The sequence below is a fragment of the Hymenobacter agri genome (assembly GCF_054778495.1).
Genome location: NZ_BAAGZM010000117.1, coordinates 1 through 9,571, shown reverse-complemented (window position 1 = coordinate 9,571; position 9,571 = coordinate 1). Strand labels below are relative to the sequence as shown.

Sequence of the window (9,571 nt, the reverse complement as noted above, 5' to 3'; positions counted from 1 at the left end):
CTGACCGAAGTAACCGTGACCGGCGCCAAAAGCCTGAACCAGCGCGTGGTGAGCGCCGGCAAAATGCCCATCGCACCGCTCGACAACCCGCAGGCCACGCTCACCATCGAGCGGCCGGTGCTGGAGCAGCAGCAGGCCCTGCGCCTGAGCGACGTGCTGGCCAACGTGGCCGGCGTGTATGTGATGGGCGCCACCGGCGGCACGCAGGAGGAAATTGCCAGCCGCGGCTTCGCCTACACCAGCGCCAACACCTTCAAGAATGGCGTGCGCTACAACAACGGCATCATGCCCGAGGTGAGCTCGCTCGAGCGCATGGAAGTGTTGAAGGGCAGCGCGGCCATCCTCTACGGCAACGTGGCGGCGGGCGGCATTCTGAACTTGGTGACGAAGAAGCCGCAGTTTGAGCGCGGCGGTTCGGTGGGACTGCGCTTGGGCAGCTTTGGCTTCGTGAAACCGCAATTCGACGTGTACGGCGCGGTGGGCGGGAGCCAGAAAGTAGCGTACCGCCTGAACGGCACCTGGGAGCGCGCCGACAGCTACCGCGACGGGGTGAAAAGCAACCGCGTGTATGTGAATCCCTCGCTGCTGTTCCGCCTCAGCCCCAAAACCGACCTCGTGGTGGAAGGCGACTACCTGCGCGACAACCGCACGCCCGACTTCGGCATTGGCGCCGTCGATTATCAGATTTCGGACTCGCGCAGCCGCTTCCTGAACACGGCCGACGCCACCAACGCGACCAACCAAACCAGCGCCACGGCCACCCTCACCACGCGCCTGAACAATAGCTGGCAGCTGCGGGCGGTGGGCGCCTTCCAGCGCTACGCCAACGAGCTGCAAAGCGCCAGCCGGCCCACGGCCAACGTCATCAAGCCCGGCCGCAACTACGGCAACTGGCTGCGCAGCCTGCAACGCTCCGAAACCGCCGAAAACTACTACCTCGCGCAGCTCGACCTCACGGGCACGTTCCGCACCGGCGGCATCGGGCACACGCTGTTGGTGGGGGCCGATGCCGACCAGTACAACACCAACACGCTGGCCTACGCCACGCAGGCCTTCGATTCGGTAAACATTCTGAACCCCGGCCGCCAGCTGGGCCGGCCCAAAGGCACTGCCAGCGGCTACGATGCCCTGCGCTACAATACCCGCACGCTGGGCAATACCCGCCGCGCCGGCTTCTACGCCCAGGACCTCATCAGCCTCACCAGCAACCTGAAGCTGCTGGCCGGCCTGCGCTGGAGCTACCAGGAAACGCCCAGCGACGTCTATACCTACCCCGCCGCGCACGCGGCGGCCAACGGCCCCGCCACCGTGCGCGAAAACCGCCGCTACGACAACGCCTTCTCGCCCCGCGTGGGCCTGGTGTTTCAGCCCACGAAAACCACCGCGCTGTTTGCGTCCTACGCCAATTCCTTCGCGCCCCAGGCCAACACCGTCACCGACAACCAGGGCGGCAGCCTGCCGCCTTCGCTGATTGACCAGTTCGAGGTGGGCATCAAAAACGATTTGTTCAAGGGCGCGCTGTCGGCCAACGTGACGGCCTATCAGATTGTGAATAATAACCAGGCCCAGGTGATTCAGCAGTACCTCGGCAACGGCCTCAACCCCAGCTATAACCCCAACTTTCCCAGCGCCCAGGAGCTGGCCGGGCAGGTAACGAGCAAGGGCGTGGAAGTAGATGTGCAGAGCCGCCCCGTCAACGGCATCTCGCTCATTGCCGGCTACAGCTACAACAACACCGCCTACACCCGCAGCACCCTCTACGCCGACGGCAGCCGCCTGCGCTACAACCCCGCCCACACGGCCAATCTGAGCCTGTTCTACTCGTTCGCCAACGTGTTTGCCAACAATGCTTTGCTGCGCGGCCTGAGCGCCGGCGCCACTGGCTACTACGTGGGCGACCGCGTGGCCGGCCGCAACCCGCGTCTGCTCTACGACAAAGACGGCAACCTGCTCACCGACACCAACAAGTATCTGCGCGTGCCCAACTACTTCCTCTTCGATGCCTCGCTGGGCTACACCTACGACCGGTTTTCGGTGCGCCTGAAACTGGCCAACCTGCTGAATGAGCTGAGCTACAACGTGCACGACGACAACAGTGTAAACCCCATTGCCCCTCGAAACTTCAGCGCGACGCTTAGCTACAAGCTGTAAGTCACGGCGTTGAATTTCAGTCTGCTTATCTTCCTTTTTTCTGTAAAACCGCCGCACTTTCCCCGATGACCCCCACCAAGTCGCTTTTCCGCACCGTGCACCTGTGGCTGGGCCTGGCCACCGGGCTGCTCATCGTATTCGTGTGCCTGACGGGTAGCGTGCTGGCCTTTGAGAAAGAACTGGAGCAGGCGTGGCACCCGGCGCGCTACTTCGTGGCCCCGGCGGCCATGCCGCGCCTGCCGCTGGCACAGCTGGCCGCCGCCGTGCAGGCCGCCAAGCCCAAAGCCAAAATCAGCAGTTTCAGGCTCTACGCCGACCCAGCCCGCACCGTCGAAGTCAGCCTGGCGGGGGGAGAGCAAGGGGATAAAAAAGGCGATACGCGCCGCGGCGCCGAAGGCATGGGCCGGGCCAATGCCCCCGGCCAGCCCGGCAAGGGAGGCCCCGAAAAAAGCGGCAAAGGCAAGGGTGAAGGCGGCCCCCGAATGTTCATTAACCCCTACACGGCGGCCATCACCGGCGAGCTGAACCCGCGCGACAACTTCTTCAAAACCGTGGAAAAGCTGCATCGCGGCCTGGTGGCCGGCCCCACCGGCAAGCTGGTGATGGGCGTGAATGCGACCATCTTCCTGTTCATCCTCGGCACCGGGCTGGTGCTGTGGTGGCCCACGGCCCGCAAGGCGCTCAAGCCCCGGCTTACCGTAAAATGGGGCAGCAGTTGGAAGCGGCTGAACCACGATTTCCACATTTCGCTCGGTTTTTACGCCTCGTTGTTTCTGTTCATCATGGCCCTCACGGGCGTGGGCATGTCGTTCGATTGGGTAGGGGAGGGCATCAACAAACTCACCCACTCGCCCCTGAAACGGCCCGAGCCACCCACCTCGGCCACCGCCCCAGCCGGTGCTGTGCCCCTTGCGCCCGATGCCGTGCTGGCCCTAGCCCGCCAGCAGGCCCCCGACGCCGAAACCTATACCGTGCAACTGCCCAAGGAGGCGGCCGGCAGTATTCGCGTGGCCGTGCTGCGCCCCGGTGCCCTCACCGAGAATGCGACCGATGAGGTATTCCTCGACCAGTACACCGGGCAGGTCGTCGGCCGCCAGCCATATGCGCAGCGGCCCGTGGGCCAGCGCATTCGCGGGCTGTTCAAGCCAGTACACACGGGCGCTATCGGTGGCTGGCCAACTAAGCTATTGGCCTTGGTTATCGGCTTGCTGGGCGCTACTTTCCCCATCACCGGCACGCTGATGTGGCTGAACCGGCGGCGCAAAAAGCAGCGTCAGCCAGCGCCAGCGCGGCACGAGTCAACGGTTCAAGCAGTCGGGTAAGACGGCGGGAGCAATGCCAGCTTAATGAAGCGGCTGGAAGTGGGCCGGCATATTTTTTTGCCATTTGTCAGGTACACGGGCAAACATCATAGCGCATGCGCACGTAATAGGATGTTCACCATTCGGTTTCCTGATTCGGGACACTTTTCCAGAAAGGGTACTGTGTGCTAGGCATCGGGCTTTGTTAATGTAGCTAGTTTTCAACCGATTGCAGGCAGTAGATTAGGGTGGCAAAATGGTTGTATGCGGGTAGGTGGATTCAATAAATCACCTACTTATGCATAACTTATATCACCTAATTCGTCTCGTATTAATTACTGTCTTCTGCCTAGGGCTTTCGTTGAATAGCTCGGCTGCGTTACGCCAGTCAGCCACTAGCGTAATATCGTATCGGAACGTGGCCAACCGGCAACAGGCTGTCGATAATTCATCGGCTACTGCTGCTACCCTAACCGCCCCGTTATTAGGCAGTGCCAATCTGCGGCTAGGGTTTGCTTCGACGGTGCCCGAAGGCGGGGTGGCCGGCTTGATTATTCAGCCGGGCTCCAGCCTTGATTTGTCGCTGTTGAGCAGCATGGCTATTCGTACCTACATGGGCTCTGGTTCCGGTTACGAAGAAGAGTTGCCAGTCAATAGCCTCATTAACTTAAGCCTGCTTAACGCCGGAGGAGCAGTTGCCGTGGAATTCACGGCACAAAAGCAATTCAATCAGATTGAGCTGCGCATCGGTGGCTTGGTCAACGCCAGCTTCGATGTTGACGTATTTTCGGCCTATGGCGCGATGGCGGCCCCACTGCCGGTTGAGCTCATGGCGTTCCAGGGTAAAAGCACGGTGGGCGGTACGGCCCTGACCTGGAGCACGGCTTCGGAGCACAACAGCGACTATTTCGTGATAGAGCGGGCCGACAACTCGCCGGAGAATTTCCAGCCCATCGGCAAGGTGCAAAGCGCCGGTGCTGCCACGCACCGCACCGATTACAGCTTCGCCGACACCCACCCGGCGGCACTGAGCTACTACCGGCTGCGGCAGGTCGACCGCGATGGTACGACTAGTTTCAGCTCCGTCATCGCGATGAAAAGAGCGGCCCTGAGCCAGGTGCTGGCCGTTTATCCAAATCCGGCGGCCGAAGCAGTGAGCATTGCCGGTACGCCCGGCACCCGCTTCGCAGTGCTCGACCAGCTCGGGCGGCAGCTACAAGCCGGTGAAATACCGGCTGGTGCTCAGCCGGCCCTCGATGTGCGAGTCCTGCCCAACGGCGTGTACTTCGTGCGCGACCTGGCGACGGGATATAGCACCCGGTTCGTGAAGGCCGCCGCGGCTGAATAATGGCCGGCTGATTAATGCCCCGATAAATAAAAGGCTCCGAATGTTTGCATTCGGAGCCTTTTGCTTACGCGAGGGTTTCCCAGCCCAGCTTGAGAATAAACGCGCTGACGACGACCAGAAACAGCACCCGCACGAAGCCCGTGCCCTGGCGCATGGCCACGCGCGCCCCCAGCATGGAACCCAACACGTTGCACGCCGCCATGGGCAGCGCCACCTGGTACAGCACCTGGCCCGTCGACACGAAGTAGGCCAGCCCGGCAATATTGGTGGCCACATTCACCACTTTGGCCGACGCCGACGCCGCCAGAAAGTCGTAGCCAAACAGGCCCACGAAGGCAAATAACAGCAGGCTACCGGTGCCTGGACCAAAAAAACCGTCGTAAAACCCGATGCTCGCGCCCAGCGCGATGCCCGTCCACAATTCGCGGCTACCGTGCAGGCGCGGCGCATGCAGGCTGCCAAAGTCCTTGCGCCAGAAGGTGTAGGCGGCCATGAGCACCAGTAGCGCCAGCACCAGCGGCTTCACCAGCTCCTTATTGAGGCCACTTACGGCGTGGGCGCCCAGCAGCGCGAAGCAGCCCGCCACTACGGCCGCCACCGCCACCGTACGCCAGCGAATGGGTACATCTGTGAGGCCGCGCAGGTAGCGAAATGCCGAAGCCGAGGTGCCCGCCAGACTGGCTACCTTGCCGGTGCCCAGTACCGTGGGCACCGGCGTGCCTTTGGGCAACAGTAGCAGCAGGGCTGGCAACTGAATGAGCCCGCCACCGCCCACCATCGAGTCGATAAAACCGGCCAACGCGGCGAAAAAGCACAAATAGAATAGCCCAGGAATCATCAGCGTATTGACAGGCGATGCAATGAAGTTATGCGCGAAGTTTCGCGAAGTGAAAAGAGGTTTCGCAAAGTTGACGTGCTGCCAACCCTCGCGAAACCTCTTTCGACCTTGCGTAACCTTGCGCTATTAGAACGGCGGCTCTTCGCCGAAGCTGTTGCTTTTCGGGAAGGGCACCGGCGACTCGTTAATCTTCGAGCCCAGGCGGATGGTGGTAGGCGCGAAGGCGGGTTCGCTGTCGAAGTTGCTGGCGGGCAGGCCCATGGGCTGGTACATGCCGGGGTCGAAGCCACCGCCCATGCCGTCGAGGTCGGCGAATTTGGTGAACTTGCCGATGAACTTGAGCTGTACGGTTTCGAGCGAGCCGTTCCGGTGCTTGGCGATGATGACCTCGCCCACGCCCTGCGTCGAGTTGCCCTCGGCATCCTGGTCGAGGCCGTAGTACTCGGGGCGGTAGAGGAAGATAACCATGTCGGCGTCCTGCTCGATGGAGCCCGATTCACGCAGGTCACTCAGCTGCGGCTTTTTGTCGCCACCGCGGGTTTCCACCGAGCGCGAGAGCTGCGACAGCGCCAGCACAGGCACGTTCAGCTCCTTGGCAATGCCCTTAAGGGCCCGCGAGATGCTGGCGATTTCCTGTTCGCGGTTACCGCCGCGGCCGTCGGTGTTGCCGCTCATCAGCTGCAGGTAGTCGATGATAATCATCTGTACATCCTTCTGCGAGCGCAGGCGGCGGCACTTGGTGCGTAGCTCGCGGATGCTCAGGCCGGGCGTATCGTCGATGTAGATGGGCGCGGCCGAAAGGGCCGTGATTTTGTGGTTGAGCTGCTGCCACTCGTGGTCGGCGAGGCTGCCTTTTTTGATTTTCTCCGAGTCCAACTCTGCCTCGGCCGAAATCAGACGGTTGACGAGCTGCAGCGAGGACATTTCGAGCGAGAAAATGGCCACGGCTTTCTTGAAGTCGACCGCCGCGTTGCGCATGGCCGATACCACGAAGGCCGTTTTACCCATGCCGGGGCGCGCGGCAATAATCACCAGGTCAGAGGGTTGCCAGCCGCTTGTGACGCGGTCCAGCGCCGAGAAGCCGGTGGGCACGCCGGTGAGGCCGTCGCTCTGGTTTTTCTTTTCCTCCAGCTCCTTGATGGCCTTGCCCATCAGCGAGCGCATGTCGTCGAAGTTCTTGCGGATGTTGGCTTCCGACACTTCGAATAGCGCCGATTCGGTGTCGTCGAGCAGCTTGAACACGTCGGTGGTGTCCTCGAAGGCGTCGCGCTGAATTTCGCTCGAAATCCGAATCAGCTCGCGCTTGATGGCGGTTTCGGTGATGATGCGGGCGTGGTATTCGACGTTGGCGGCCGAGTTCACTTTCAGCGTGAGGTTGGCCACGTAGAAGGGGCCGCCGGCAGCTTCGAGCTCGCCCATCTCGCGTAGCTCGTGCACCACGGTGAGCTGGTCGATGGGCTCCGACTTGTCGAACAGCCGAATCACGGCTTTGTAGATGCGCTGGTGCTGGTCCTTGTAAAAGCTTTCGGGCTTGAGCAGGTCAATCACCGAGGTGAGGGCGTCTTTTTCCAGCATCAGGGCACCGAGCACGGCCATTTCGAGCTCGGGGGCCTGGGGCGGCAGCTTGCCGGCCGTGCCGATGTTTTGCGGAACCACTATGCCGCCCCGATTATTCCAGGCTGCCTTGGCACGGGCGGCGGATTGTTTCAGGCGGTCATCCATCTGGTCGGGCATAGGGCAGGAGCGGGGTAACTAAGGTAACGAAACAGCGGGGACAACGCGGCCGACCCGGAAAATAAATCCGGGCCGGCCGCGATATACACAAAGTTAACCCCGGCGGCCGGGAAAAGATTAGCCCACCCGCCCGATTCTTTTGGGCCGAGAATGGCGGCGGCGGCTGGCCCGTCGTACTTTCGCGGCCCGATAATTCTGGCTGTCAGCGGCTAGATATTGCCGAAGCGACAGCCGAAAGCCGAACTTCTGCGAAGGTTTCCGGCCGGTGTTTCGTCATTGGCACCACTGTTTGCTGACAATCAATAACTAATAGCTACCGATTTGGAATCCGCCCCAAGCCCCGCTCAGCCCACCCGCCAATCCGGCGAAGCCATTCACCTCATCGCGGTGGGCGGCAGCATCATGCACAACCTGGCGCTGGCCCTGCACCGCCGTGGCGCCCGCGTGACGGGTTCTGACGACGAGATTTTTGAGCCCGCCAAAAGCCGCCTGGCCGCCGCCGGCCTGCTGCCGGCCCAGGAAGGCTGGGACGCCGCCCGCATCACGCCCGACCTATCGGCCGTCATCGTGGGCATGCACGCCCGCCCCGACAACCCCGAGCTGCTGCGTGCCCAAGAGCTGGGCCTGAAAATCTATTCCTTCCCCGAATATATCTACGAGGCCAGCCGCGACAAGCAGCGCATCGTGATTGGCGGCTCGCACGGCAAAACCAGCATCACGGCCTGCATTCTGCACGTGCTACGGTTTCATGGGCGCAAGTTCGACTACGCGGTGGGGGCCCAGCTGGCGGGCTTCGATTTGATGGTGCAACTGACGGACGACGCGCCGATTATCATCATTGAAGGCGACGAATACCTGTCGTCGCCGGTCGACCGGAGGCCCAAGTTTCACCTCTACCAGCACCATATCGGTGTGATTTCGGGCATCAGCTGGGACCATATCAACGTGTTCCCGACCGAGGAAATTTACCGCGAGCAGTTCCGCATCTTCGCCGATATGACGCCCAAAGCCGGCGTGCTCATCTACGACCGCGACGACGAGCAGGTGCAACTCGTGAGCGTGCCCACCAACCCCGACGTGACTTACATCGGCTACGGCCCGCACGAGCACATCATCCGCGACGGCCGCACGTATTTGCTCAACAAAAAGGATGAAGAAGTGCCCGTGCAGGTATTTGGCGAGCACAACCTGCGCAATATTTCGGCGGCCAAGGAAGTCTGCAAGCAGCTGGGCATCAAAGGGAAAGACTTTTTCCGGGCGGTGGCCACGTTCCCCGGCGCGGCGCGGCGGCTGGAGCTGGTGCGCGAAGGCGCTACCTCGGTGGTATACAAGGATTTCGCCCACGCGCCCAGCAAGCTCAAAGCCACGGCCACGGCTCTGAAAAAGCAGTTTCCACAGCGCAAGCTGGTGGCCTGCCTGGAATTGCACACCTTCAGCAGCCTGAACCCGGCGTTCCTGCCGCAGTACGCGCACTGCTTCGATGCGCCCGACGTGGCGGTAGTGTACTTCAACCCCCACGTGCTGGAGCACAAGCGCCTGCCACCGCTGGCCGCCGCCACGGTAGCCGAAGCCTTTCAGCGGCCCGATATCAAAGTCATCACCGACAGCGCCGAACTGGCCGCCTTCCTGCGGGCGCAGGAGTGGACCAATGCCAACCTGCTGCTGATGTCGTCGGGCACGTTCGACGGACTGGATTTGGCGGCGTTGGCCACCGAAATCACTGGCTGAGCATGAAGCCGACGCTGCTACTGCTGCACGGGGCGCTGGGTAGCCCCGCCACGCTCGGGCCGCTAGCCGAAGCATTCGCCGGCGATTTTGTGGTGCATACGCTGGCCTTCGCGGGCCACGGCGGGCGGCCGGTAGAGGCGGCCACGTTCACGCTGGCGCACTTTGCGCAGGAAGTGCTGGCTTTTCTGGCGGAAAACGAAACTGGCCCGGCGCATGTGTTTGGCTACAGCATGGGCGGCTACGCGGCCCTTCTGGCCGCCACGCGCGAGCCCCGGCGCTTCGCCAGCATCAGCACCTTGGGCACCAAGCTCGATTGGACGCCCGAGGCGGCCGCGGCCGAAACCCGCTTTCTCGACCCCGATAAAATTCTCGCTAAAGTGCCCGCTTTTGCCGAAACCCTACGCCAGCGCCACGCGCCCGCCGACTGGGCGGCCGTGCTACGCGCTACTGCGGCGCTCATGACCGCCGCTG

The 9,571-nt window shown here is 62.2% G+C and carries 7 protein-coding genes; 5 read left to right on the top strand and 2 right to left on the bottom strand.

The genetic code is table 11. The annotated features are described in order from the left end of the window. From ACYVDE_RS08400 to ACYVDE_RS08390, 3 genes are all read left to right on the top strand, one after another. The coding region (locus tag ACYVDE_RS08400) for a TonB-dependent siderophore receptor (RefSeq protein ID WP_460501038.1) at nt 1–2,151 on the top strand (2,151 nt) is incomplete at its 5' end. 65 nt (nt 2,152–2,216) lie between these two features. Next, on the top strand, nt 2,217–3,473 hold the full coding sequence (locus tag ACYVDE_RS08395; RefSeq protein WP_460501036.1) for a PepSY-associated TM helix domain-containing protein: 1,257 nt from the start codon (nt 2,217–2,219) through the stop codon (nt 3,471–3,473). Nucleotides 3,474–3,870: 397 nt separating this feature from the next. Continuing rightward, on the top strand, nt 3,871–4,800 hold the full coding sequence (locus ACYVDE_RS08390; RefSeq protein WP_460501035.1) for a T9SS type A sorting domain-containing protein: 930 nt from the start codon (nt 3,871–3,873) through the stop codon (nt 4,798–4,800). 64 nt (nt 4,801–4,864) lie between these two features. Here the strand turns inward: ACYVDE_RS08390 and ACYVDE_RS08385 are convergent, their stop codons facing one another. Together ACYVDE_RS08385 and dnaB are read right to left on the bottom strand one after the other, a co-directional pair. Next, nucleotides 4,865–5,638 carry a sulfite exporter TauE/SafE family protein gene (locus ACYVDE_RS08385; protein ID WP_460501034.1) on the bottom strand — a complete coding sequence of 258 codons (774 nt, stop codon included), beginning with the start codon at nt 5,636–5,638 and terminating at the stop codon, nt 4,865–4,867. Nucleotides 5,639–5,764: 126 nt separating this feature from the next. After that, nucleotides 5,765–7,372: a replicative DNA helicase gene (gene dnaB, locus ACYVDE_RS08380; RefSeq protein WP_460501033.1), complete on the bottom strand. Its 1,608-nt coding sequence runs from the start codon at nt 7,370–7,372 to the stop codon at nt 5,765–5,767. A gap of 321 nt (nt 7,373–7,693) precedes the next feature. Between dnaB and ACYVDE_RS08375 the strand changes: the two genes are divergently transcribed. Both ACYVDE_RS08375 and ACYVDE_RS08370 read left to right on the top strand, forming a co-directional pair. Next, complete coding sequence (locus tag ACYVDE_RS08375) at nt 7,694–9,100, top strand: UDP-N-acetylmuramate--L-alanine ligase (RefSeq protein ID WP_460501032.1); 1,407 nt, start codon at nt 7,694–7,696, stop codon at nt 9,098–9,100. 2 nt (nt 9,101–9,102) lie between these two features. Then, a partial coding sequence (locus tag ACYVDE_RS08370; protein ID WP_460501031.1) for an alpha/beta fold hydrolase occupies nt 9,103–9,571 on the top strand: 469 nt, incomplete at its 3' end.

Excerpts from the sequence above, each read along its gene's own strand:
- ACYVDE_RS08395 (WP_460501036.1), top strand. The coding sequence starts at position 2,217 with ATGACCCCCACCAAGTCGCTTTTCCGCACCGTGCACCTGTGGCTGGGC.
- ACYVDE_RS08385 (WP_460501034.1), bottom strand. The coding sequence starts at position 5,638 with ATGATTCCTGGGCTATTCTATTTGTGCTTTTTCGCCGCGTTGGCCGGT.
- dnaB (WP_460501033.1), bottom strand. The coding sequence starts at position 7,372 with ATGCCCGACCAGATGGATGACCGCCTGAAACAATCCGCCGCCCGTGCC.